This window comes from Collinsella sp. AM20-15AC (assembly GCF_003471405.1).
In the GTDB taxonomy this organism is placed as follows: domain Bacteria; phylum Actinomycetota; class Coriobacteriia; order Coriobacteriales; family Coriobacteriaceae; genus Collinsella.
The window spans coordinates 33,436-56,957 of sequence record NZ_QRJA01000013.1 but is presented as its reverse complement, the minus strand read 5'-3'; the positions used below and the strand labels follow the sequence as shown (position 1 = coordinate 56,957).

20 protein-coding genes are annotated in these 23,522 nt (G+C 61.6%); 9 read left to right on the top strand and 11 right to left on the bottom strand.

All coding sequences use genetic code 11. From position 1 onward, the window contains the following. Nucleotides 1-70: 70 nt before the first annotated feature. Both DW233_RS05825 and DW233_RS05820 read left to right on the top strand, forming a co-directional pair. On the top strand, nt 71-898 hold the full coding sequence (locus DW233_RS05825; RefSeq protein WP_158567815.1) for an HAD-IIB family hydrolase: 828 nt from the start codon (nt 71-73) through the stop codon (nt 896-898). 193 nt (nt 899-1,091) lie between these two features. Further along, nucleotides 1,092-1,796 carry a transaldolase gene (locus tag DW233_RS05820; protein ID WP_196025514.1) on the top strand — a complete coding sequence of 235 codons (705 nt, stop codon included), beginning with the start codon at nt 1,092-1,094 and terminating at the stop codon, nt 1,794-1,796. 380 nt (nt 1,797-2,176) lie between these two features. Here the strand turns inward: DW233_RS05820 and DW233_RS05815 are convergent, their stop codons facing one another. The 4 genes from DW233_RS05815 to DW233_RS05800 all read right to left on the bottom strand — a co-directional run bounded on the left by DW233_RS05815 (nt 2,177) and on the right by DW233_RS05800 (nt 8,049). Next, nucleotides 2,177-4,324, bottom strand: coding sequence for a Tex family protein (locus DW233_RS05815; protein ID WP_118267198.1), 2,148 nt, complete (start codon nt 4,322-4,324; stop codon nt 2,177-2,179). A 411-nt stretch (nt 4,325-4,735) separates the two neighbouring features. Further along, complete coding sequence (locus DW233_RS05810) at nt 4,736-5,776, bottom strand: Gfo/Idh/MocA family protein (protein ID WP_117637693.1); 1,041 nt, start codon at nt 5,774-5,776, stop codon at nt 4,736-4,738. 68 nt (nt 5,777-5,844) lie between these two features. Further along, a complete protein-coding gene (locus DW233_RS05805; protein WP_118267197.1) occupies nt 5,845-7,101 on the bottom strand; it encodes an MFS transporter in 1,257 nt (418 codons plus the stop codon). Between the two features lie 66 nt (nt 7,102-7,167). After that, on the bottom strand, nt 7,168-8,049 hold the full coding sequence (locus DW233_RS05800) for an SDR family NAD(P)-dependent oxidoreductase (RefSeq protein ID WP_117734887.1): 882 nt from the start codon (nt 8,047-8,049) through the stop codon (nt 7,168-7,170). A 233-nt stretch (nt 8,050-8,282) separates the two neighbouring features. On the opposite strand from DW233_RS05800, the gene DW233_RS05795 reads away from it, so the two are divergent. Next, the gene (locus DW233_RS05795) at nt 8,283-9,158 is read left to right on the top strand and encodes a LysR family transcriptional regulator (protein ID WP_233547954.1); all 876 of its coding nucleotides are present in this window, start codon (nt 8,283-8,285) and stop codon (nt 9,156-9,158) included. 75 nt (nt 9,159-9,233) lie between these two features. On the opposite strand, the gene DW233_RS05790 is transcribed toward DW233_RS05795, so the two are convergent. Both DW233_RS05790 and DW233_RS05785 read right to left on the bottom strand, forming a co-directional pair. Next, nucleotides 9,234-9,548, bottom strand: coding sequence for a type II toxin-antitoxin system RelE/ParE family toxin (locus tag DW233_RS05790; protein ID WP_158567814.1), 315 nt, complete (start codon nt 9,546-9,548; stop codon nt 9,234-9,236). Beyond that, a complete protein-coding gene (locus DW233_RS05785; RefSeq protein WP_117773873.1) occupies nt 9,541-9,804 on the bottom strand; it encodes a prevent-host-death protein in 264 nt (87 codons plus the stop codon). Before DW233_RS05785 ends, DW233_RS05790 begins: the two co-directional genes overlap by 8 nt. A 231-nt stretch (nt 9,805-10,035) precedes the next feature. On the opposite strand from DW233_RS05785, the gene DW233_RS05780 reads away from it, so the two are divergent. Further along, nucleotides 10,036-11,127: a GGDEF domain-containing protein gene (locus tag DW233_RS05780; protein ID WP_199574595.1), complete on the top strand. Its 1,092-nt coding sequence runs from the start codon at nt 10,036-10,038 to the stop codon at nt 11,125-11,127. 180 nt (nt 11,128-11,307) lie between these two features. Here the strand turns inward: DW233_RS05780 and DW233_RS05775 are convergent, their stop codons facing one another. The 3 genes from DW233_RS05775 to DW233_RS05765 are packed head-to-tail and all read right to left on the bottom strand — an operon-like array spanning nt 11,308 to nt 15,533. Then, on the bottom strand, nt 11,308-13,227 hold the full coding sequence (locus DW233_RS05775; RefSeq protein ID WP_118267191.1) for an ABC transporter ATP-binding protein: 1,920 nt from the start codon (nt 13,225-13,227) through the stop codon (nt 11,308-11,310). Further along, nucleotides 13,220-15,034: an ABC transporter ATP-binding protein gene (locus DW233_RS05770; RefSeq protein WP_118267189.1), complete on the bottom strand. Its 1,815-nt coding sequence runs from the start codon at nt 15,032-15,034 to the stop codon at nt 13,220-13,222. The genes DW233_RS05775 and DW233_RS05770 overlap by 8 nt, the downstream gene beginning before the upstream one ends. Continuing rightward, entirely contained in the window at nt 15,027-15,533 is a 507-nt protein-coding gene (locus DW233_RS05765) for a MarR family winged helix-turn-helix transcriptional regulator (RefSeq protein ID WP_117655367.1), read from the bottom strand. Before DW233_RS05765 ends, DW233_RS05770 begins: the two co-directional genes overlap by 8 nt. Before the next feature lie 346 nt (nt 15,534-15,879). On the opposite strand from DW233_RS05765, the gene DW233_RS05760 reads away from it, so the two are divergent. Both DW233_RS05760 and DW233_RS05755 read left to right on the top strand, forming a co-directional pair. Continuing rightward, on the top strand, nt 15,880-16,704 hold the full coding sequence (locus tag DW233_RS05760) for a PfkB family carbohydrate kinase (protein ID WP_117843253.1): 825 nt from the start codon (nt 15,880-15,882) through the stop codon (nt 16,702-16,704). Then, complete coding sequence (locus DW233_RS05755; RefSeq protein WP_118267187.1) at nt 16,697-17,026, top strand: TIGR04076 family protein; 330 nt, start codon at nt 16,697-16,699, stop codon at nt 17,024-17,026. The genes DW233_RS05760 and DW233_RS05755 overlap by 8 nt, the downstream gene beginning before the upstream one ends. Before the next feature lie 132 nt (nt 17,027-17,158). Here the strand turns inward: DW233_RS05755 and DW233_RS05750 are convergent, their stop codons facing one another. Beyond that, the gene (locus tag DW233_RS05750; protein WP_199574594.1) at nt 17,159-17,605 is read right to left on the bottom strand and encodes a low molecular weight protein-tyrosine-phosphatase; all 447 of its coding nucleotides are present in this window, start codon (nt 17,603-17,605) and stop codon (nt 17,159-17,161) included. 51 nt (nt 17,606-17,656) lie between these two features. Continuing rightward, entirely contained in the window at nt 17,657-18,901 is a 1,245-nt protein-coding gene (locus tag DW233_RS05745; protein WP_233539654.1) for an MFS transporter, read from the bottom strand. Nucleotides 18,902-19,053: 152 nt separating this feature from the next. Between DW233_RS05745 and DW233_RS05740 the strand changes: the two genes are divergently transcribed. The 3 genes from DW233_RS05740 to DW233_RS05730 all read left to right on the top strand — a co-directional run bounded on the left by DW233_RS05740 (nt 19,054) and on the right by DW233_RS05730 (nt 23,333). Next, the gene (locus DW233_RS05740; protein ID WP_158567813.1) at nt 19,054-20,001 is read left to right on the top strand and encodes an isopentenyl-diphosphate delta-isomerase; all 948 of its coding nucleotides are present in this window, start codon (nt 19,054-19,056) and stop codon (nt 19,999-20,001) included. 244 nt (nt 20,002-20,245) lie between these two features. Then, entirely contained in the window at nt 20,246-21,610 is a 1,365-nt protein-coding gene (locus DW233_RS05735) for an SLC13 family permease (protein WP_199574593.1), read from the top strand. A 235-nt stretch (nt 21,611-21,845) separates the two neighbouring features. Continuing rightward, on the top strand, nt 21,846-23,333 hold the full coding sequence (locus DW233_RS05730) for a UbiD family decarboxylase (RefSeq protein WP_118267183.1): 1,488 nt from the start codon (nt 21,846-21,848) through the stop codon (nt 23,331-23,333). The last annotated feature ends 189 nt before the right edge of the window (nt 23,334-23,522 follow it).

The window sequence follows — 23,522 nt, the reverse complement described above, 5'->3', positions numbered from 1 at the left end:
ACCTCTCTGGTTGCGTCGCTCCATTATATGATGGATGCTTCGTTTGCCCTTATCCTCGAAAGGAACCCATATGATTGATGCGTGCCCCGATTCCGCCGTATTGTTTTTTGACGTGGACGGCACGCTGACGTCGTTCGACCCCGACGATATGACCGATAAGGACTTTACGGCGGTTCGTCCCTCGCAGACGGTGGTTGAGGCGTTCCGTGCACTGCGCGATGTGGGGCACAAGGCATTTATCTGCACGGGTCGCCCCCTGTGGCTTATCGCCGATAGCCTGCGTGCGCTCGACCCCGCGGGCGTCGTGGCCATGGCAGGCGCTACGCTCGAGGTCGAGGGCCGCGTGGTGCATGAGGAGTGCTTTGACGAAGACATTGTTGAGGAGCTCGCGCGTCGCATTACTGTGGCGGGCGGCGAGGCGTTGTTCGAGACGAACGGTGCCACCTATTCACTTGAGCCAGTTGGTGTCGAACAGTCATTTCTGCTAGGCGCCGGCGTGGTGCATGACGTTGATCAGATGCGCGTCGACGGCCGTCTGCGCGTAGGCAAGGTGTGCATTAACGCGTGCGACCTGGCTTGTGTGGCCAACGACGATGGCTTTATCGATCGCAACTTTGAGCTGTGCAACACCGGTGGTCAGAATCGCGAGCTGAGCCCCAAGGGCATCGACAAGGGTGTGGGCGTGGCGCGAGCGCTGGCGTATCTGGGCCGCGAGGGAAATGTGCGCACCTTTGGCTTTGGCGATTCTGGCAACGACCTGGGCATGCTCGCTGCTGTCGAGACGGCCGTGGCCATGGGCAACGCCATGCCCGAGGTCAAGGCGGTCGCCGACTACGTGACCGACGATGTCGCACACGACGGCACCGTCACCGCGATGCAGCATTTTGGCCTCATCTAATGAATCTCGCCTTCTGACGTTTGCTCAAACTGCGACTCTTTGCTTTTGCATGCTCAATCGATTTATCAATCCAAACACTGAGGTGTTTATACCGTTCGCCGAGAAGATAAAAAACCGCAGCTCACGCCTTGATAAACGTAGGTAAAGTGTTTAGCAGTTTATCGGCCGTATGCTAACGAAAGGAATCAGGCAGATGGCAATCAAGGTGTTCGCTGACGGTGCAAACCTCGAGGGCATGCTCGACATGTACGAGAACGGCAACGTTCAGGGTTTCACGACCAACCCGTCCCTTATGAAAAAGGGCGGCGTGACGGATTACCGCGCGTTTGCCAAGGAGGTCCTGGCCCACATCACCGATGTGTCCGTGTCGTTTGAAGTCTTTGCCGACGACGTCGAGACCATGGAGGTCGAGGCCCGCGAGATCGCTACCTGGGCCGAGAACGTCTACGTCAAAATTCCGTGCGTGACCACCAAGGGCGAGTCCACCGCCGAGCTGGTCCGCAAGCTTTCCGCCGACGGCATCAAGGTCAACGTCACCACCATCTTTACGCCTACGCAGGTCGATGAGATGGTCGAGGCCGTTGACGCCGAGACGCCGTCTATCATCTCGCTCTTTGCCGGCCGCATTGCCGACACCGGCGTCGATCCCATTCCGTTTATGACGGAGTCGGTCAAGAAGGCCGCCGCCAAGCCCAACTGTGAGGTCCTGTGGGCGTCCACGCGCGAGCTCATCAACATTTACCAGGCCGAGGCCTGCGGTTGCCAGATCATTACGGTGCCCAACAGCATCCTGGCCAAGCGCAAGAACATCGGTCGCGACCCGTACGAGGTCTCGCTCGACACCGTGCGCGGTTTTGCTAAAGATATCGCCGCTCTGGGCTTCCATATTCTGCCGTAACGCGAACGCTGGCTATATCGTGGGTTGTTCGCCCCGGCCTTTCCTTTCCCTATCGCTCACGCGCTTCGCGAGGGTCGCGCTAGGCAAAGGAAAGGCCGGGGCTGCCGACACGAACTTGCCGGTAGGTTGGTGATAGGCTTCCGTATCCTGCCGTGGACAAAGGTACCCCCGCCTGCGCCGTGCAAAATTGAGAGTATTCAGCAAGGTAAAGGCTTTTACCAGCTGGGTGAAGCATGGAACAGCCCCCGTTTTGGCTCTGATGACGCTAAAACGGGGGCTGTTTCTTGCTTTTTCGTCTCTGAGGGGCATCCGGAACGGTGGAATTTGCAGAATACTCGCGATTTTGCACGTCGCGAGAGGGGGGACCCTTGCTTGGCGGTTTACTTCCCCTGCACCATGGTGAGGGAGATCTTCTTGCGGTCGCGATCGACCTTTTCGACCCACACCTTGACCGTGTCGCCGACGCGCACCACGTCGCTTGGGTGCTTGACGAAGCGGTTGGCCAGTTTGGAGATGTGCACGAGGCCGTCCTGGTGCACGCCCACGTCGACGAAGGCGCCAAAGTCGACGACGTTGCGCACCGTGCCCTTGAGCTCCATGCCGGGTTCCAGGTCGTTGATGGAAAGTGCCGAGCGGCTAAAGACCACCTCGGGCGCGTCGTCTCGCGGGTCGCGGCCGGGCTTCTTGAGCTCGTTGACAATGTCGATGAGCGTGAGGGTACCGCAGTCCAGGTCGCTTGCCAGCGTCGAGATGCTGCCCAGGCGGCGCTCGATGTCGGGCACGCCGCCGCGGCTGAGCTCGCTTGCCGCAACGCCGGCGCGCTCCAGGACGGCCGTGGCCACCTCGTAGCTTTCGGGGTGGACGCTTGTCGCGTCGAGCGGGTTCTTGCCGCCGCTGATGCGCAGGAAACCTGCGGCGTTGAGGTACGCCTTGGGTCCCAGCTTGGGGACCTTCTTGAGCTGGCGGCGATCGGTAAAGGCGCCGTTTTCCTCGCGGTAGGCCACGATGTTTTTGGCTACGCTTGGCGTAATGCCCGACACATAGCCCAGCAGGCTTGCGCTCGCGGTGTTGACGTCGACGCCCACACGGTTGACGACGTCTTCCACCACGTGGCCCAGGGTGCGCGAGAGCTCGGCCTGGTCAAGGTCGTGCTGGTACTGGCCAACGCCGATGGACTGGGGCGGAATCTTGACGAGCTCTGCCAGCGGGTCCTGCAGGCGGCGGCCCAGGCTCATGGCGCCGCGTACGGTGACGTCCAGGTCGGGATATTCCTGGCTGGCGAGCTCGGACGCGGAGTACACCGACGCGCCGGCCTCGTTGACGATGGTGTAGCGAAGGCTGGGCGCCTGCTCGGAGATGAACTCCGAGACGACTTCCTCGGTCTCGCGGCTGGCGGTGCCGTTGCCGATGACGATGGTGTTGACGCCGTCTTTCTTGACGAGGCGGGCGAGCTCGCGCTTGGTGCCGGCGACGTCGTGGCGCGGCTTGGTGGGGTAGACCACGCCGTGGTCGAGTAGCTTGCCGGTCTCGTCCATGACGGCGACTTTGCAGCCGGTGCGGTAGCCCGGGTCGAGCGCGAGTACGCGGGCGCCGCGCACGGGGCGTGCCGAGAGCAGGCCCTCGAGGTTCTTGGCAAAGACGTTGATGGCCTCGGTCTGGGCGCGGACGGTGAGCTTGGTGCGGGCTTCGCGCTCAAGGGAGGGCGCCATGAGGCGCTTGTAGCCGTCGGCGATGGCGGCATCGAAGACGGGGGCGAAGACACCCTGGCGTCGGGGCCAACGGCTACCGAGGCGTGCCGTGGCGGCGGCGCCGTCGACGTTGACGCGTACGCGGAGCTTGCCCTCGCGCTCGCCGCGGTCGATGGCAAGGATGCGGTGGTTGGGGATCTTGCGCACGGGTTCGTCGTAGTTGTAGTAGGGCTCGTAGGGGGTCTTCTCGGCGGGGTCGGTGGCCTCGACGACGATGTCGGCGGTGTTTTGCGTAAAGGCGCGCAGGTCGGCGACGTTCTCGGGGTCCTCGGCCACCGTCTCGGCCACGATGTCCGCCGCACCGGCGAGCGCCTTTTCGGGCGTGTCGAAGCCGGCCTGTTCGTTGACGTATGCCGCGGCGGCGTCGAGCGCGCTGCCCTTGGCCGAAGCCTGCATGATGATCATATTGGCGAGCGGCTCCAGGCCTGCCTCGCGGGCCTTCTGCGCACGGGTCATGCGCTTTTTGCGATAGGGCTTGTAGAGGTCCTCGACACGCTGGAGCTGTGTGGCCTCGCGAATCTGCTGCTCGAGCTCGGGCGTGAGCTTGCCCTGGGCGTCGATGAGCAGGACGACGTCCTCTTTGCGCTGCTCAAGATTGCGCAGGTAGGACAGGCGCTCGTCGAGTGCGCGCAGGGCGACGTCGTCCATGCCGCCGGTGGCCTCTTTACGGTAGCGCGAGATAAAGGGGATGGTATTGCCCTCGTCGATGAGCTTGACGGCCGCCTCGACGTTGGCGGCCTTAAGGTTGAGCTCGCGGGCGAGCTGCGCGATAAGATCCATGGAACTCCTTGCGTTTATGGTGCATTTGCAGCACAGGGCTACCAAGGATACCACCCGTCCCAAAAGACTGTTTTGGGGCCGCGCCACAAAAACGGCCTATCTACTACGTTTTACCCGTAGGGGCTGACCATGCCTGGGTTTTCCGAAGATCGGCAACCCGTCTACCTGCGGTTTTTATTTCGCGAAATTCGGTATGGTTGAGGGTGATCGGTTAAACGTAGTAGATAGGCCCATTTCGTGGCGAACGAACCAAACTGAGGCGCAAAAAGGCCCCCCGCCTCAGAAAAATCGTCAGCGAAGTAGCAAAAAGCCCCGCGGGCAGGAGGCTGCTCGCGGGGCAAAGAAGAGGGGGCTTGTTGGCGGCGGGCCAAGGCGCTCGGCGGTGAGTTTGCCGCGGCCGCTCTTAAGGCATTACAGCTCGACGAGCTGGCCGGTCTCGGCGGCTTCCTTGACGGCGTTAAGCAGCGTGAGCGTCTTGACGTTGTCGGCGGGCGTCACGACGGGCTCGACCTCGCGGCGGACAACCTTCACAAAGTGCTTGAGCTGCATCTTGTGCGGCAGTGCCGGGTCGACGGCCGGGATCTCCATCTGCAGCGGCTTGTGCCAGTTAGAGGCGCCGTCGTAGGAGAACTGGTGCAGGCGGGGCAGCGACAGGGCACCCTTGGTGCCGCCGATAAAGTAAGCATCGGCGTCGAAGGGGCGGTACTGCGGATCCTCGCGAGCGGTTGCTTCCCAGTTCCAGGGGCTGGCGGTGGCGTCGGAGATGGTCATGCTCGCGAGCGCGCCATCGGCAAAGCGGACGTTGACCACGGCGGAGTCCTCGGTCTCAAAACCGCGGGCGGCGCTGGACTGCATACCCTGGACGGCAACGGGCTCGCCCAGCAGGTAGCGGAGCAGGTCGACGTCGTGCACCAGGTTGACCAGGATCGGGCCGGCACCCTTCTTGCGGCGCCACTCGACATCGAAGTACTCGTCGTTCTTATAGATCATGTAGTGGAAGCTCGACACGGTGAGCTTGCCCAGCTCGCCGGACTCGATGATCTCCTTGGCCTTGTTCACAAACGGGTTGTGGCGACGGTGCTGACCCACGAGCACGGGCACACCGGCGGTCTCGGCCTCGGCGGCAAAGGCCTGGGCATCCTCGAGATCGTTGGAGATCGGCTTTTCGACCAGCGGCACGATGTTGCGCTTGATGGCCTCGCGGGCAACGCCCAGGTGCAGGTCGTTGGGGGTGGCGATGATGACGGCCTCGGGCTTGACCTCGTCCATCATCTGGGCGGGATCGGTGAAGAACGGCACGCCGGCGGCCTCGGCCGTGGCGCGGGCGCCCTCAAAGGCGTCGGCGATGGCGACGAGCTCGGCCTCGGGCTCCTCGGTGACAAAGCGGATGTGGTTGCGGCCCATGGCGCCGGCGCCGATGACGGCAATGCGGACGGGGTTGAGCTCAGACATTTCGACTCCTTAATACTGGTGGCGGTGGAATGCGACAAAGGGACTGTCCCTTTGTCGCATCGGTAAAACTAGGCGGACTTCTTCTTGCTGTCGGAGACCATCATGTAGACGGTGAGCACGACGGCGATGGCGGCGATCACGATGGCGCCGTAGAAGGACTGCTGGTAGGCGGCGCTGCCGGCCTCAGCGTGATACAGCACGGCAGTGATGGGCTGGCTGATCCAGGTAGAAGCGGCGTAGCCCAAAAACATGATGCCGTAGTTGACGCCGATGTTGCTGGTACCAAAGGCGCCACCGGTAAGCGGCGGGTAGATGACGAGCAGGGCGCCAAAGCTAAAGCCGAGCAGGGCGAGCGCCACAAAGAACATGCTCTGCGTAAAGCTTATCGACATGATGACGAGCGCGACGATGGTGACGACAAGGCTGATGAGCAGCGACTTGTAGGCGCCGAGCTTGTCGATGATCTGGCCAAAGGACAGACGGCCGACCAGGTTGGCGCAGGTGTTGACGGAGACCACCACACCGCCGAGGGCGACGGCCGCGGCGCTCGTGGGGTCGGTGAAGAGCTGGACGGCGGCGATGGAGGCAACCTTGCCCACGAGCAGGGTGCCTGCAGTGGCAGCAAAGGCGAAGGTGATGATGAGGACCCAGAAGCGCGGGGTCTTGACCATCTCGCCCGGGGTGAGGTCGCCGAAGGTGCCGGCATGTGCGCCGCCCTTGGGGGCCTCGAAGCCCTCGGGCAGCCAGCCGGCTTCGGGAGCCTTCAGGAACAGGGCGGAGGCGGCAATCATTACAAAGAAGATGACGCCGAGTGCCTTGAGGGCGCCAAAGATGCCCAGGCTCGGGATGAGCAGCGAGGCGAGCACCGGGGACAGCACGGCGGGGCCGGCGGTCGAAGCGGCCAGGGTGATGCCGGAGGCGAGGCCCTTTTTGTCGATGAACCACTTTTGGCCGGTGGTGAGCGCGGGGTTGTAGCCCAGGCCGTTGCCGATGGCGGCGACGAGCGAGAACCACAGGTAGAACTGCCACGGCTCGGTGACGGTGCCGGACATGAACCAGCCCACGCCGTAGCACACGGCGGCAGCGATCACGACGTTGCGCGGGCCGATCTTATCGGAGATGCGGCCGGCGAAGATGCCCGTCACGGCCATGATGGTCTGAAAGACCGGGAAGGCCCAGGTAAGAGCGCTGGACCACTCGGGGTAGACGGCGAGCAGGTTCTTGCTCACGACGGAATACAGCGCGATGGAGCTGATGAAGAACATGGTGACGCACGCGGCGGAAAGCACGACGGCGCGACCCTTGTTGGAGTTGGTGGAAGCCATTGGACTCTTTCTAATCGATACGGGGGAGGAACAGGCGTGTCCGCGGGTCCTCCCTGTCGGGCTGCTTTACTGGTCAGTCGGCTTTGCGACGCCGGACTCGTCGGACCAAAGCTCGACACCCTTGTTCTTAAGGTAGTTGTCGGCAAAGGCGCGGCGGCCGCCGGGCTTGGCGGTGAGGTCGCCCATCATGTTGGAGAAGCCGCCATCGACCTTGATGGCGTCGCCGGTGGTAAAGTCCGAGCGCTTGGACGCCAGGAACATGACGGCGTTGGCGATATCGCTGACCTCGCCGATGCGGCGCGTGGCGATGAGGCGGCTGCGGCTCTTCTCGACCTCGGGGTCGGCGTAAAAGCTCGCCGACATGGGGGTCTTAACAAAGCAGGGCTCGACGCAGTTGGAGCGCACGCCGTAAGGGCCCCACTCGGCTGCCAGCATCTTGGACATCATGTTGACGCCGGCCTTGGTGGAGCTGTACACGCCCGAGAACGTCTCGGGGGAGTGGCTGGCGACGGTCGAGATGTGCACCAGGCGGCCCTGGCCGGCCTTGATCATCTCGCGACCAAAGCGCTGCGAGGTGATGAAGTAGCCGGTGAGGTTGACGTTGAGTACCTGCTCCCAGTCGCTCAGCGGCAGGTCCTCCATAGCGGCGAAGCGCAGGATGCCGGCGGTGTTGACGAGGACGTCGACGCGGCCGAAGTTGGCGATGGTGGCGTCGACGGCGGCCTGAACCTCGGCCTCGTCGGTGGCGTTCATCTTGTAACCCTCGGCGTGGATGCCAAACTCGGCGGCGAGGTCGGCAGCTGCGGCCTTGACCTTTTCCTCGTCCAGATCGAGCAGGACGACGTTGGCGCCGTTGCGGGCGAACTCGCGGCAAATCTCGACGCCCATGCCGCCGAGTGCGCCGGTCACGGCGCAGACATCGCCCTCGAGCTTAAGCCAATTGCTCATAGGAACTTCCCTTCTTGTGCCTCCCAGTGGGTCGCTCCCATTAACCGACCCACGTGGTTTTCGCTGGTTATCGTATGCTTAGCGTTCGTGCAGGTGAATTGCATATTTGTTAGAATGGCGTTAACCGTAGGTTTACACTGTGCATTGAGGTTTGTTCTCAATTGAGCGTGTGACCTGCGAAAACGACCCCCTGCGGCGCTGTGGGCCCGCGCGTGCGAAAACGGGAGATTGACGTGTACGATCGACGACTTGACGCTATTTCGGCCGCCGCGGAGCTGGGAAGTTTCTCGCGTGCCGCGGCAAAGCTGCGCGTGTCGACCCCGGCGCTCGTCAAACAGGTGTCGGGGTTCGAGGCCGAGTTTGGCATCACGTTGTTCGAGCGCTCGCACTCGGGCGTCAAGGTGACGCCGGCGGGCGCGCTGTTGGTGGACGACGCGCGCTCGATCATGCGCCAATCCGAGGATGCGTTGCGCCGCGCCCGGCGAGCGGCGGGCGATGGCGGTGCGGTGCGCCTGGGCGTATCGATGATGTGCCCGGGGCGCCACACGCTCGCGCTGTGGCCGCAGGTGCACGACATGGAGCCGCGCTTGCGTTTTGAGATTGTGCCGGTGGGGGACCTTTACGATGAGCGCGAGACCGTCATGCGCGGTCTGGGGCGCGAGGTGGATGTGGTGCAGTCGAGTTTTTCGACCCCGCGCTGGGGTGATGCCTGCCAAAAGCTCCGCATTGTCAACGTGCCGTTTTATATCGACCTGCCGCGCACGAGCCCGCTGGCACGCAAGAACCGTATTTCGATCGCCGACTTGGAGGGTATGCGTCTGCGCGTACTGCGCCACGGCAACGACGCCATGGACAGCCTGCGCATTGACCTTTTGGCCGACGGCGGCGTGGACGTGATCGACGTGGATAGCTTCGACTTTGCGCTCTTTAACGAAGCCGAGGAAAAGGGCGACGCGGTGCTCACTTGCGGGGCGTGGTCGGGTGTGCACCCGGCCTTTGTGGGCGTGCCGTTCCTATGCGGCCGCGAGGTGCCGGTTTTTTTGCACTATCCGCTCGAGCCAACCCTCCAAGTACAAAAATTCGTCAACGCCATGGCCCAACTCCTCTAGCTCATTTGGGACGGGGCTTTTTTAGCTGCATCGGGCATGGTCCCGGATAAGGGGTCGAATTATATCGGGGCCTGTTTATTCGGCAAGCAGCACCTGCAGGTAATCGCGCTTTCTGTGGAGGACGCGGTCGATATAGACCTTCTGGTGAAAACGGTAAAACGCGAGATAGTTGTCACAGACCACGAACCGGTAATCGGAGCGCAGGGGATAGATTGAAGATAGTGGCGTACCCGACTCTGGGAAGCTGGAGAGCAGGTCTATCCGAGCGAGGATGCCCTCTACGATTCTCTCCGCTGCTGCGGGATTATCCTGTTCGAGGGCAATGTAGTCCCAGATGTCGTCGAGATCTTGCAGAGCCAGCGGAGAGTAGACGACCTCGCAGCTATGCATGGCTTGCGGCCTTGCGGCGGAAGTGCTCGGCGACGTTGTCCGACGAGACCCATCCGCTCTCATCTCCCGAGCTGCGCCCGCGCTCAAGCTCCGACATCAGCGTGCTGATGGCGCAAAACCGGTCGTAATCTTTCATGTCGAGCACCGCGTAGCAACCGTGCCCGTTTTTGGTCAGGAACACCGGGGAGCCCTCGTGGACATCGGAGAGCACCTCGTTGTAATTGCGTAAATCGGAAACAGGCTTAATGGCAGGCATATAAGGCTCCAATCGATGTACGGGAACTTACGATAAATTATACGAATAATATGCAGCTCCTGCCAGCCAAAACACCCACACAAAACGAGGTGCGGTCGAGTCGCTCCCAAAGCTCCGCTCCAAAGACTGGATTAAGTTCGAGGCTCTTGGCCCATATGGTAGAGCTGACCCCACGTGAATTTCAGCACACTGCGTGCCACCAGAGCTTTTGCCATTTTGGGGAGTGAGCTTGTGAATACTTTTGTCGCCAAGAAGGCCAGCCAGGCGGTGCGCCTTCTCATGATGGCGCTCACGGCGGTTCTCATCTTTTTCTTCATCAATGTCATGCTGCTCGTCTCCGACATCCAAGGCACGGCACGCGTGGTCAATTATGCCGGCCTGGTGCGCGGCACCACGCAGCGAATCGTTAAACTCGAGGACGCGGGCCAGCCACAAGACGACCTGCTCAAGGCTGTGGATTCATACATTAATGGTTTGCGCTACGGAAGCGACGACCTCAATCTCGTCCGTCTGGATGACGATGAGTATCAGGCAAAGATGACCGAACTTGCGAGCTATTTTGACAAGCTTCGCACCGAGATCGCCCGTGTGCGCGAAGTCGGCTACGAGAACACCGACATCATTGCCATGAGCGAGGAATTCTTTGGCATTTGCGACGATGCTACGCGACTCGCAGAGGACTACTCTCAGGAGAAGGCGTCGGCGCTCAACTATCTCGAGGGCTTGGTGATCATCGACATCGTGGGCTTGGTGGCGACCTTTGCGGTCGAACTTGTTCGCGCGGTGCGCGCTGCCGCACTCAATCGCGAGCTGCAGAACAAAGTCTATCTCGACGAAGCCACGGGACTGCCCAACAAGAACAAGTGCGAGGAGATCTTGGCGCAGGAGCAGCCTGTCTCCGCGGAGGCGCCCGTTGCGGTGTGCGTCTTCGACCTTAACAATCTGCATACGGTCAATAACAACTTCGGCCACGAGAAGGGCGACGAATACATCCGTTCTTTTGCCCGGCAGCTGGGGTGCGTGGCGTCCGAGACCTGCTTTGTGGGCCGCGACGGTGGCGATGAGTTTATCGCGGTGCTGTGGGATGCCGATCGAGCTGCCGTGGAGTCCTGTCTCGCTCGGGTTCGTGCGAACGTGAACAAGTATTCTGAGGCTCACCCCGACATGCCTATCAGCTATGCGGTGGGCTACGCGCTTTCCAGTGATTTTGATGAACCGCCTACGATGCGCGAGCTCTTTTCCCAGGCCGACAAAAACATGTACATCGACAAGAACCGCATAAAGACGGCCGAGGCGGCCGGGCCGCAACGCGAGCAACGGTAAGCTTGCAACAGAGGGCATAGAAAAGCCTCCGCAGCTCGTGTGGTTGCGGAGGCTTTATTCGTTGCGGTGCATTGTGATTGGGTCGTTGAGATGAGTCGATTTGCCCCGAAAGAGGAGGGCATTGACCTTAGGGTCATGCCCGACGAATGAGCGGCAAATCGGCCATCTCGGCGAGCCGAACTACTCCAGCTCAAACGCTCCGGTGTAGAGCTGGTAGTAATACCCGCGCTTGGCGATCAGTTCGTCGTGGTTGCCGCGCTCGATGATGCGGCCGTGATCCAGACAGATGATCGCGTCGGAGTTGCGCACGGTGGACAAGCGGTGCGCGATGACAAACGTCGTGCGGCCCTCCATGAGCTTGTCCATGCCCGCCTGCACGATGGCCTCGGTGCGGGTGTCGATGGAACTCGTTGCTTCGTCCAGGATCATTGCCGGCGGATCGGCGACGGCAGCGCGGGCGATCGAAATCAGCTGGCGCTGGCCCTGCGACAGCTGGGCGCCGTTGCCGGTGAGCATGGTGTCATAGCCGTCGGGTAGGCGGGTGATAAAGTCGTCCGCGCCCGCGAGCTTTGCCGCCGCGATGCACTCCTCGTCGGTGGCGTCTAGGTTGCCGTAGCGGATGTTATCCATCACGGTGCCGGTGAACAGGTTCACGTCCTGCAGCACGACGCCCAGGCTTCGGCGCAGGTCGGCCTTGCGGATCTTGTTGACGTTGATGCCGTCGTAGCGGATCTTGCCGTCGGCGATGTCGTAGAAGCGGTTGATGAGGTTGGTGATGGTCGTCTTGCCGGCACCGGTTGCGCCGACAAACGCGACCTTCTGGCCCGGCTTGGCAAACACAGACACGCCGTGCAGCACCTCGTGGTCGGGCGTGTAACCAAAGTCCACGTTGTCCATAACCAGATCGCCGCGCAGCGGCACGTACTCGATCTCGCCGGTTGCGCGGTGCGGATGTTTCCATGCCCACATGCCGGTGTGGTGGTCAGCCTCCTCGAACTCCCAAGTCTCGGGGTTTACCTGTGCGTTGACGAGCGTCACGTAGCCTTCGTCGGCCTCGGGCTTCTCGTCGATGAGCTCAAAGATGCGGTCGGCGCCGGCGAGGCCCATGACCACGGCGTTGATCTGCTGCGAGATCTGGCCGATCTGTCCGCAGAACTGCTTGGTCATGTTGAGGAACGGCACCACGACGGCGATGGACAGCGCCATGCCCGAGATACTCAGGTTGGGCACGCCCAGCGCCAGGAAAATGCCGCCCGCCAGTGCGACCAGCACGTAGAGCAGGTTGCCCAGGTTCATAAGGATGGGCATGAGGATGTTGGCGTACATGTTGGCCTTCTGGGAGACCTCGAAGAGCTTTTCGTTGCGCTCGTCAAAATCGGCCTCGGCGGCAGACTCGTGGCAGAACGCCTTGACGACCTTCTGGCCGTTCATGACCTCCTCGATATGGCCCTCGACCACGCCGAGCTCGGTCTGCTGCGCAATGAAGAAGCGCGCGGAGTTGGATCCGAGCAGCTTGGTCATAAAGGTCATAAAGGCGACGCCGGCGATGATGACCAAGCACATCCACACGCTGTAGTACAGCATGATAAAGAACACCGTGACGATGATGATGATCGTCATGAGCAGGTTGGGCAGCGACTGGCTGATCATCTGACGCAGCGTGTCGATGTCGTTGGTGTAGTGGCTCATGATATCGCCGCGCTGGTGCGTGTCGAAGTAGCGGATCGGCAGGTCCTGCATGCGGTTGAACATCATCTCGCGCAGCTTCTCGAGCGAGCCCTGCGTGACGATAGCCATGGCGCGGTTCCAGAAGAGCGAGGACAGGACGCCGACGCCGTAGATGCAGGCGAGGGTGGTCACGAGCTGTGCGATCTTGGGCTGCGCGGCTTCCCAATCGCCCGACTGCCACGATTCGCCAATAATTTGCAGGGCGCTCTGCAGGAAGGTCGCGCCGATGGAGTTGATGATGGCGCAGAGCACCACGCCGGCGACGACGAGGGGCAAAAGCACGGGATAGAAGCCAAAGAGCGTCTTGATGAGGCGCGACATGGTGCCGCCCTTGCGGTTGAGCGCGCGCTCGGCGGTCGTTGCCTTACTCATGGGCCTCGCCTCCTTCCTGGGTCTGAGCTTGCGTTGCGGATGCCTCGGTGTCGGCCTCGACGGCCCCTTCGCCCTCGGCAGACATCTTGTTTTGCGAGGTAAAGGTCTCGCGGTAGATCTCGCTCGTCTTGAGTAGCTCGTCATGGTTGCCGATCTGTGCGATGCGGCCGCCCTCCATGACAATGATGCGGTCTGCGTCCTGCACGGAGCTGATGCGCTGGGCGATGATGAGCTTGGTCGTGTTGGGCAGATAGCTTGCCAGTCCTGCGCGAATCTTAGCGTCGGTCTTGGTGTCGACGGCGCTGGTGGAGTCGTCCAGGATCAAGATCTTGGGGCGACGTAGCAGGGCGCGTGCAATGCACAGGCGCTGCTTCTGACCGCCCGAAACATTAGAGCCGCCCTGTTCGATCCAGGTGTCGTAGCCCTTGGGGAAACCGTCGACAAACTCGTCGGCGCAGGCCAGATGCGCTGCCTCGCGGACTTCCTCGTCGGTGGCGTTCGGGTCGCCCCAACGCAGGTTCTCGGCGATGGTGCCGCTAAACAGCACGTTTTTCTGCAGCACCATGGCGACCTGGTGACGCAGCGCGTCCAGGTCGTAGTCGCGCACGTCCACGCCGCCCACGCGCACAGCGCCTTCGGTGGTGTCGTACAGGCGGGCGATGAGGTTGACGAGCGTGGACTTGGCCGAGCCGGTGCCGCCGATGATGCCGATGGTCTCGCCGCTCGTAATGTGCAGGTCGATATCGTCGAGCGCCTGGCGCTTCGCATGCGCGGAATACTTAAAGCTCACGTGGTCAAAGTCGATGGAACCGTCGGCAACCTCGAGCACGGGCTCGGCGGGATTGGCGATCGTGGGCTCGGCGGCCAGCACCTCGGCAATGCGGTGTGCCGATTCGTCGGCCATGGTCACCATGACAAAGATCATCGACAGCTGCATCAGGCTCATGAGAATCTGGAAACCATAGGTAAAGGTCGAGGAGAGCTGGCCCACGTCGAACAGCGTACCCTGGCTCGTGATGATGAGCTTGGAGCCCAGGTAGATGATGACGACAAACGCGCCGTTGACGCAGATGTTCATCATGGGGTTGTTAAAGGCGAGCAGCTTCTCGGCGCGGGTGAAGTCCATCTGGACGTCGCGCGCGGCGGCCGCGAACTTCTCCTTCTCAAAGTCTTCGCGCACATAGCTCTTGACCACGCGCATGCCGGTGACGTTTTCCTCGACGGACTCGTTAAGGGCATCGTACTTGTGGAACACGCGCGAGAAGATGGGGCGCACCTTAAAGATGATAAAGAACAGTCCAAAGCCCAGCAGCGGAATGATGACCAGGTAGACCATGGCGACGCTGCCGCCCATGATAAATGCCATGGTAAAGGCGAAGATCAAGACCAGCGGCGCGCGCACGGCGATACGGATGATCATCATAAAGGCCTGCTGAACGTTGTTGATGTCGGTGGTCAGACGCGTGACGAGTGAGGAACTCGAGAACTCATCGATGTTGGCAAAGCTGAACGTCTGGATCTTGTAGAACAGGTCGTGACGCAGGTTCTTGGCGAACCCGCAGCTCGCATGGCTGCAGGTGACGCCGGCCGCGGCGCCAAAAGCAAGCGACGTCAGCGCGATGAGCACCAAAAAGCCTGCGGTGGGAAGCATCTCGGCTACGGTGGCGCCGTCTTTGATAGCGTCGATCAGGTTGGCGGTGATGAATGGAATCAGCATCTCGCAGAGCACCTCGCCAAGCACGAGCAACGGCGTGGCAACGGTGACTTTCATATAGTCGCGGATGCTGCCCATGAGGGTTTTAATCATCCAGTTCCTCCCAGGTTACGCGGATTTTATCGAGCATTTCGGCGAGGTCCTCGCGCTCGTCGTGGGTGAGCGCGCTAAAGGCCTGCTCTCTAAAGCGAATGCGGGCCGCCTGCTCTACGTGGGCCTTTTCCCATCCCGCTTCGGTCAGGCGAATGGTGAGCTGCCGCCGGTCTTTGGGATTGCGGCTGCGCTCGATAAGGCCGGCGCATTCGATCTTGGAGAGAATCTCGGAAAGCGAACCGGGCTTAAGATCAAAGTGCAGGCCTAGTTCCTGCTGTGACATCTCGCCGTTTGGCTGCTTGGCGAGCAAGCAGACGATGGGGGCCTTTCCCGAGGCGCCGCCGCCGTGAAAGTGCAGAAAGTGGCCGCAGAAGCCCAGCCCGTTTAGGATGTGCTTGGCGAGCGCGTCTGATTGGGACTGTGCCGCGGGCGCATCTGCGGGTTCATGGGGGTCGCCGCCCGGCGTGTGGGGGCAGAGGCCGATGTGGTCATCGCACATGGTGTCGCTCCTTTCTTTAGTTAGGTAGTGCAATTGTTTTGTGCCTAACTAATTTAGGAGTGCAAGAAATAAATGTCAAGGTACCAAACTTATTAAGTTACGGCGTTTTACCAAACGCCGTAACCGCTCGATGCTGCAAACGCTCCTAAGCGGCAATCTGTGATTCCGCCACGGTCCGCTTCGGCGCATGTGATCTCTTGGGGACGGAGGAAAAGGGATCATTTTCCGAAACCTCTCCGCAACAATTTGCACTTCGCACCGCTCGCCTCCGCTCACAACGTCCCCTGCGCTACACTTAGTCGCACTATGGCGCCGCCGCGTCACGCCCGACCCAAGGGAGACCCTCATGAAGAATACTCAGCTGCTGCTGATTAACGATATGTGCGGCTACGGCAAGGTCGCGCTTTCCGCCATGCTGCCGGTGCTGTCGCACATGGGCTACCGTATCCATAACTTGCCGACGGCGCTCGTTTCCGACACGCTCAACTACCCCAAGTTCTACATCCACGACACCACCGAGTATGTGCGCCAAAGCCTCGCTATCTGGGAGGAGCTCGGCTTTGAGTTCGACGCCATCTCGACCGGCTTTATCGTGACCGAGGAAGAGACGCGCATCATCTCGGACTTTTGCCACCGCCGCGCGCAAAAGGGCACCAAGGTGTTCGTCGACCCCATCATGGGCGACAACGGCAAGCTCTATGCGGGCGTGCCCGAGTCCACGATTGGCCTTATGCGGCACCTGCTGGAGTGCGCCGATTACGCGGTTCCCAACTACACCGAGGCCTGTCTGCTCACCGATACACCTATTGCAGAGCAAATTACGCCCGATGAGGCCCGCGCCCTTGTGGACGCCGTGCGCGAGTTGGGTGCCAAGTCGGTGGTCATTACGAGCGCCGTGGTCAATGGCACGAACGCGGTTATCGGTTACGACCATGTAGCGGGGGAGTACTTCACGATTCCCTTTGAGCTCATTCCGGTCTATTTCCCGGGCACGGGCGACACGTTCTCGGCGGTGCTCGTCGGCCGCGTTATGGCAGGTTGGAGTCTGCAGCGCGCGACGTCCGATGCCATGCGTGTGGTGGCTGAGCTTATCGAGCGCAATGCCGACCAAGAGGACAAGTCGGCCGGCCTTCCCATCGAGGCATGCCTGGATGTGATCGACCATGAGTAACGCCGGCGAGGGCGCCGCCGGGTCCGCCGACGAGAACAAGCCGCTCGGCGCGCCGCGTGGCAAGCGTCCGCGTATCCGCGTGAGCTGCGTGGACCAGCTTGGTGCGTGTCGCTGCCACCATGGTCACAAGCCGGGCGACGTCTTTGATTTCGATCGCGACCGGGGCAAGATGTGCGCCATGGCCTGCCATGTGGGCTTTCCCTACATCGATATCCTGCGCTATGGAGGCGCCGTGCCTGGCAACGAGCCCGGCACAGCAAAGTTCTGCTGCCCCGAGGTCGACACCCTCAACGTCTGGCTTGCCGAGATCGTCGACGAATAGGTGAGCGTGGATTTTCTCCCGTTTAGAGCGCACTTGAATGCTCAAAGTGGGAGAAAATCCACGCTCATTTTTCATGCGGGAGATTATCCACGCTCGTTTCGCGCCGAAGGCGTGGCCTGCGACCTCGCTTTCCTACAGCTGCTCGAGCATAGCGGCGCAACCGGCGAGCACGTCGCGGTAGGTGGCATCGAAATTGCCGGTGTACCAGGGATCGGCCACGTCGCCGGGGCGTCCGGTCCAATCGAGCAAGCGCGTAATCTTGCCGTCGGGGTCGTCGCCAAAGATGCGACGCAGGCCACGCGCGTTCTCAGCATCCATATAGACAATGTGGTCCCAGTTGCCATACTCTGCTCGACGCACCTGGCGGGCACGGTGCGCAACGACGGGAATCCCGACTTCGCGCAGCTTGGCGACCGTGCCATGATGCGGCGGGTTGCCGATCTCCTCAGTTGAGGTCGCTGCGGAATCGATGACAAACTCCGCCTCGCGCCCAGCGCGGCGCACGAGCTCGGTAAACACCGACTCAGCCATCGTCGAGCGGCAGATGTTCCCATGACAGATAAACAGTACACGTTGCATATGCGGTTTCCTTTCGATCGCCATCATCGAGCTCGAGTATCGCATCTGCGCTTACGCCCTCGCCCGCTTGCGCTCCCAGCGAGCCAGCTTAATCGTCACCAGCGTAAGCGCCCAGGCCACAAGCGAGAACGCGGCACCAACCGCGCCAACGTAGGCAATGCCAACGCTGCTCACCACGGCGCCGCCCACTGCGGTGCCAAACGAAATGCCGACGTTAAACGCCATGGGTTCTACCGAGCTCGCGAGTACCATCGATTTGGGATGGCGGCTGCGCGCCACGTCCATAAAGTGCGTGATGCATGACACCGAGAACAGGTACATGAGCAGCGCTAGGCTAAAGACAAAGACCAGCGCGAGCGGCATGGTGTCGCCCACGGCAAACAGCCCGAGTAACGCCGCAGCTTGCAGCACAAACGTCACAAGCAGCGCCTTCATGCCAAAGCGCGCGTCGATCCATCCGCCCAAGATGTTCGAGACCAGGCAGAACACGCCGTAGGCCATAAGCGTGGTGCTTGCCTGAACAGTGCCCATGCCCAGCACCTGCTCAAGATAAGGCGTCACGTAGCCGTAGAACACATAGACCGATCCCACGCCAAACAAAAAGATGAGCATGCCGGTGATGATGCTCGGTTCGCGTAGCAGACCCGCCTGCTCGCGGAAGGTAGCGGGTTCGTCGGTCTGTCCGGCGCGCGGCATAAACGCCACGAGCGCTCCGCAGATCAAAACGGCAAAGGTCAGCGTACCGTACATGGCCACGTGCCAGTCGAGCGTGTCGGCCACAAACTTGCCAATCGAGGTCACAAAGACCATCGCCACGGAAAACGCGCCGTACACGACCGAGATGGCAAGCGAAGTTTGCTGCGGGGACAGCAGCTCGGGGATGTACGTCACGCCCACGGCGAGCAGTGCGCCCGAGACGGATCCCAGGACAATGCGCGAGATAAACAGTACCTGGAAGTTGGGCGCCAACGCCATGACCAGATTGCCGAGCACAAAGATAATGCTGTAGCACACGAGCAGCTGGTAACGACGGAAGCGCCCCGTGCTGAGCGCAAGCACCGGCGTCGCGATGGCGTAGACCAGTGCAAAAACGCTGATGAGCTGGCCCGCAGCGGCAAGCGATATGCCGAGTTCCGTCGCCAAGTCACTTTCGATGCCGATGACCACGAACTCGGAGCAGCCGAGCGAGAATCCCAGCAGCACGAGCAGCGCCAGGCAGAGCCTGGTGCGCGCGGGGGAGAGCGCGGCGGCGGTTGACTTACTTTTAGGCGTGGTTGCGGCGGTCAAGGTTGTCACTCCAATGTCGCATGAATAAGCGGGATTCAATCCCTGCAACTCTAACAGAATGTGTCAGGTGCCTGCCTCCTTTGTCGCAGGCTGCGCTTGCCTGTATAGTCGCAATACAGGCGAAGATGGTCTCAGGTACATTGCGGGCGACAGGAGATCCCATGGGTATGCACACGACAAAGGTTGTAGTGGGCGAGGGCAAGTTTGCGCTCGAGGCCCAGTTGACGGTGACGCCGCGAGGCATGGCGGTGTACGCCTGCTCGCCGGAGTTTGCGCACCTGGGCGCCACGGCGCAGGCCATTCCTCGCCCCGAGCCCGGCCGTACGGCGACGGTGAGCATCCTGGCCGTTCCGTGTCATCGAGACGAGATCCCGGCGCACGATATTGCGGCGGCGCTGGCCACGCGCTTTGGCGTGCCGGTAGTTGCAAGCACGGGTTTTCATGTGGAGAACGCGACCGCGGACGACTTGCGGCGCATGCTCGATACCACCAAGGAACTCATCGCCGCGCTCGAGGAGGCCGCAGCCCGCATTCTGCGCGCCGGCTGGGATGAGGGCGGCGCGGGCGCCGAGGTCGTGGCGGTCAATGCCACGACCGGCGAGACGCTTGGCCCCGTCGACCGCATCGATGCCCATGCCGGTGAGGGCATTCTGCATCAGGCATTTCTGACGCTTCTGGTCGAGGGCCAGGGCGAAGACGCACGCCTGCTGCTCTGTCGTCGCAGTCCGCTCAAACGCCTGTGGGGCGGGGTGCTGGCCGATAGCTGTGCCGGCCATCCGCTCCCCGGGGAGGACGTTGTCGCCGCGACGGCGCGCCGCATCAACGAAGAGCTCGGCATCACGCGCGCACCCGACCAGCTCAAACACCTCGGTCACGTGACCTACCGCGAGGACCACGGCGACGGCCGCTGCGAGTGCGAATGGTGCGAGGTCTACCTTGCCCATGTTGAGCCGGGCGAGCTGCATATCAACCAAGAGGAGATCTCGGAAGTGCGCCGCGTGGCCCCGTCCGAGCTTAAAGGCTACCTGCAGGGTCACCCCGAGCAGCTGGCCCCCTGGCTCCGCGAGGCCCTCAGCGACCCATCCATCCGTACGGATCTCGCTATGTGAAACAAAAGACAGTCCCTTTGCCACATCCAAACCGTCACAACATTCGATGAAAATCTCGAAATCGAGGAAAAGCGTCGAATGTTGTGACGCTTTTTGTCCAGAGGATCGCTTCTCATCCAAAAATCCCGCTTGACTGTATTGCCACAACACAGCGCAACGTAAGGGGTGTCCGATAACGGGCGCCCCTTTTTAAGTGGCAACGTGGCCGCGAATCCGGAGCGCCCCCAACAAGAAAGGTGGGGAGATGGAAGCGGAAAAGAAGGCGTTTAAGATCACCAAGCGCGAAATTGGCTTTGTGCTGGGTATCGTTGTCTTTTTGCTGGTGAAGTTTCTTCCTTTGGCGGAGCTGAGCTCGACGGTCGAGCTTACGGTCGGCGGTCAGACCTGTCTGGCGTTGACGCTCGCCACGGTGGTGTTCTGGGCGTGTGGCGTGGCACAGCCGGGCTTTGTGGGCCTGCTCTATTGCGCGCTGCTCGTTCTGTTCAAGGTGTGCGTGGACGACACGGGTGCCGCGAGCATCTCGGCGACGGTCGCCTCCACGTTTAGCTCGTGGACCAAAGCCACCATGTGGCTCGTCATTGGTGCCTACCTCATCGCCAGCGCGGTCAAGGAGTCAGGCCTGGGCGAGCGCATCGCCTATGCGTTTATGCTCAAGTTCGTGCGCGACGCCAAGTCGCTCATCATCTCGATCTTCGCGCTCACCTTTGTGCTGTCGCTGCTGATCCCGCATCCGTTCCCCCGCGCCTTCCTCATCCTCGCCGTCGTCTCGGTCATCGCCGAGTCCGCCGGCTACGGTGACGACGACAAGGGTAAGCTCGGCTTCCTCGTGTTTGCCGCTGCTGCCCCGGGCTCCATGTTCTTCCTGACGGGCGACTCCACACTCAACCCGCTCGTCGCGCAGTACAGCGCCGAGGCCGGCGGCATGAGCCCGTCCTTCGTCGACTGGTTCCTGTACATGAGCGTGCCTATGCTGGTCGCGCTGCTGTGCACCCTGTTCCTGGGCCTCTTCCTCTTTAAGCCCAGCAAGGAGCTCGTTTACGATCGCGAGCAGATCGTGGCCAAGCAGGCCGCGCTCGGCAAGCTCTCCGTCAAGGAGATCCGCACCATCGTGTGGCTTGTCATCGCCATCGCGCTGTGGCTTACCGTCTCGGGCGATTACATCGGCTGGGTGACACTTGCCATCGGTGTCGCGCTCGCCATGCCCGTCATCGGCGAGGTTCTCACTCCTGCCAGCTGGAACGCTGTCGACATCAAGTCCCTCATGTTCCTGACGGCCGCCATGGCCGTGGGTTCCGTGGGCGGCGCCACCGGCATGAACGCCTGGATCGCCGACGTCGTGCTTCCCAGCTCCGTGCCCGAGAACATCTTCCTGTTCGCCCTGCTCGTCGCCGCGCTCTCCATGATCATCCACATGTTCATGGGCTCGGTCATGGCCGTGCTCGGTGTGTGCGTGCCGGCGTTCATCAGCTTCGCGGCCGGCTCCAGCGTAAGCCCGCTTGCCGTGGCGCTCATCGTCTTCACGTCCATCAACATCCACTACATCCTGCCGTTCCACAACCTGCCGATCCTTATCGGCGAGGGCAAGGACGCCGGCGGCTACACCTCCTAAGAGGCCATGCGCATGGGTATTCCCCTCACCGCGGTCGTCTTTATCGTCGTGCTGGTCGAGGCCGCCTGGTTCCACCTCTTTGGCCTGATGTAAGCAGTCGAGTGCTTGGCTGTAATTAGTCGAGTGCTTGAACTGCGAGTGCCCGAGCGCCCCATCTATGAGCGCTGCGGCCCCATTACGTTACCAAGCCCGGCGGCATCCTCGCCGTCGGGCACTCTCCCGAAAGGAGCACGCTATGTCCACTACCGATGCTTCCCAGATCCACGACCTGCGCTCCGCACTCGACTTTTTGCGCGAGATGCCGGGCCAGCTGCTCGAGACCGACACCCAGGTCGACCCGGACGCCGAGGTCTCGGGTGTCTATCGCCACGTCGGTGCCGGCGGCACCGTTATGCGTCCGACCAAAGAGGGTCCGGCGATGGTCTTCAACAACGTCAAGTGCTTTGACGACGCCAAGGTCTGCATCGGCATGCTTGCCAGCCGCAAGCGCGTTGCCGCCCTGCTCGACCTGGACGAGGAGCACCTGGGCCTCGAGATCGGCAAGCGCTTTGAGAACCTGATCGCGCCCGAGCAGATTGCCGAGGGTGCGCACGTCGACTGCCAGGAGGTCGTGTACAAGGCGACCGACGAGGGCTTTGACCTGCGCAAGATCGTCCCCGCTCCCACCAACACGCCCGTCGACGGCGGCCCCTACATCACCATGGGCCTCGCCTACGGCACGAGCCCCGACGGCTCCCAGTCCGACGTGACCATCCACCGCTTCTCCTGCGTCGACAAGGACAAGCTCGCCATGTGGATCACCCCGGGCAGCCGTCACCTTGGCGCCTTTTTTGACGAGTACTGCCAGCGCGGCGAGGACATGCCCATCTCCATCTCCATCGGCTTGGACCCCGCCGTGTACATGTGCTGCGGCTTTGAGGCTCCTACCACGCCGCTCGGCTTTAACGAGCTTCAGATCGCCGGCGCCCTGCGCGGCCATGCCGTCGAGCTCGCCGACTGCGTTACCGTTCCGCAGAAGTGCATCGCCAATGCCGAGTACGTGCTCGAGGGCTACCTCATGCACGACGAGACCATCAACGAGGACGTCAACGGCCACGGCTACGCCATGCCCGAGTTCCCCGGTTACACCGGTGGCGCCAAGGTCTGCCCGGTGATCAAGATCACCGCCGTCACCACGCGTGTCAACCCCATTATGGAGAGCTGCATCGGCCCTTCGCACGAGCACGTGTCCATGGCCGGTATCCCCACCGAGGCTTCCATCTACAAGATGGTCGAGACCGCTATCCCGGGCCGCCTGCTCAACGTCCACGCTGCACCCTGCGGCGGCGGCAAGTTCGTTGCCATCATGCAGTTTAAGAAGTCGAGCAAAAATGACGAGGGCCGTCAGCGCAACGCCGCCATGCTCGCCTTCTCGGCATTCTCCGAGCTCAAGCATGTGATCTTGGTTGACGAGGATGTCGACATCTTTGATATGAGCGACGTGATGTGGGCCATGACCGCGCGCTTCCAGGCCGACGTCGACCTCATCACCATCCCCGGCTGCCACTGCCACGTGCTCGACCCGTCCAACGACCCTGCGTTCGACCCCACGATTCGCGAGCACGGCATCGCCTGCAAGGCCATCTTCGACTGCACGGTTCCGTTCGACCTCAAGAAGAATTTCATTCGCTCGCAGTTCATGGAGATCGACACAGACAAGTGGGCCAAGGAGATTGCTTTCTAAGGTTCCGGCGTTCTACCGAACGCCGGACCACTCGACGCTGCGCCCGCGCCTGGCGGGCAATCTGCCCCTCAACTGCGAAGGCATGGGCATAAGCCCTATGCCTTCTTGTTTCGGGGCACCTTGCCTCGCCAGACGCGCGCTCGCTGACATTGCCCGACCTATAGCTGCCATTTTGTTGTTAGGAGTTGT

What these genes read in the sequence shown, in the direction of transcription:
- DW233_RS05825 (WP_158567815.1), top strand. Translation starts at nt 71, where the DNA reads ATGATTGATGCGTGCCCCGATTCCGCCGTATTGTTTTTTGACGTGGAC.
- DW233_RS05820 (WP_196025514.1), top strand. Translation starts at nt 1,092, where the DNA reads ATGGCAATCAAGGTGTTCGCTGACGGTGCAAACCTCGAGGGCATGCTC.
- DW233_RS05815 (WP_118267198.1), bottom strand. Translation starts at nt 4,324, where the DNA reads ATGGATCTTATCGCGCAGCTCGCCCGCGAGCTCAACCTTAAGGCCGCC.
- DW233_RS05810 (WP_117637693.1), bottom strand. Translation starts at nt 5,776, where the DNA reads ATGTCTGAGCTCAACCCCGTCCGCATTGCCGTCATCGGCGCCGGCGCC.
- DW233_RS05805 (WP_118267197.1), bottom strand. Translation starts at nt 7,101, where the DNA reads ATGGCTTCCACCAACTCCAACAAGGGTCGCGCCGTCGTGCTTTCCGCC.
- DW233_RS05800 (WP_117734887.1), bottom strand. Translation starts at nt 8,049, where the DNA reads ATGAGCAATTGGCTTAAGCTCGAGGGCGATGTCTGCGCCGTGACCGGC.
- DW233_RS05790 (WP_158567814.1), bottom strand. Translation starts at nt 9,548, where the DNA reads ATGCATAGCTGCGAGGTCGTCTACTCTCCGCTGGCTCTGCAAGATCTC.
- DW233_RS05785 (WP_117773873.1), bottom strand. Translation starts at nt 9,804, where the DNA reads ATGCCTGCCATTAAGCCTGTTTCCGATTTACGCAATTACAACGAGGTG.
- DW233_RS05775 (WP_118267191.1), bottom strand. Translation starts at nt 13,227, where the DNA reads ATGAGTAAGGCAACGACCGCCGAGCGCGCGCTCAACCGCAAGGGCGGC.
- DW233_RS05770 (WP_118267189.1), bottom strand. Translation starts at nt 15,034, where the DNA reads ATGATTAAAACCCTCATGGGCAGCATCCGCGACTATATGAAAGTCACC.
- DW233_RS05765 (WP_117655367.1), bottom strand. Translation starts at nt 15,533, where the DNA reads ATGTGCGATGACCACATCGGCCTCTGCCCCCACACGCCGGGCGGCGAC.
- DW233_RS05760 (WP_117843253.1), top strand. Translation starts at nt 15,880, where the DNA reads ATGAAGAATACTCAGCTGCTGCTGATTAACGATATGTGCGGCTACGGC.
- DW233_RS05755 (WP_118267187.1), top strand. Translation starts at nt 16,697, where the DNA reads ATGAGTAACGCCGGCGAGGGCGCCGCCGGGTCCGCCGACGAGAACAAG.
- DW233_RS05750 (WP_199574594.1), bottom strand. Translation starts at nt 17,605, where the DNA reads ATGCAACGTGTACTGTTTATCTGTCATGGGAACATCTGCCGCTCGACG.
- DW233_RS05740 (WP_158567813.1), top strand. Translation starts at nt 19,054, where the DNA reads ATGGGTATGCACACGACAAAGGTTGTAGTGGGCGAGGGCAAGTTTGCG.
- DW233_RS05735 (WP_199574593.1), top strand. Translation starts at nt 20,246, where the DNA reads ATGGAAGCGGAAAAGAAGGCGTTTAAGATCACCAAGCGCGAAATTGGC.
- DW233_RS05730 (WP_118267183.1), top strand. Translation starts at nt 21,846, where the DNA reads ATGTCCACTACCGATGCTTCCCAGATCCACGACCTGCGCTCCGCACTC.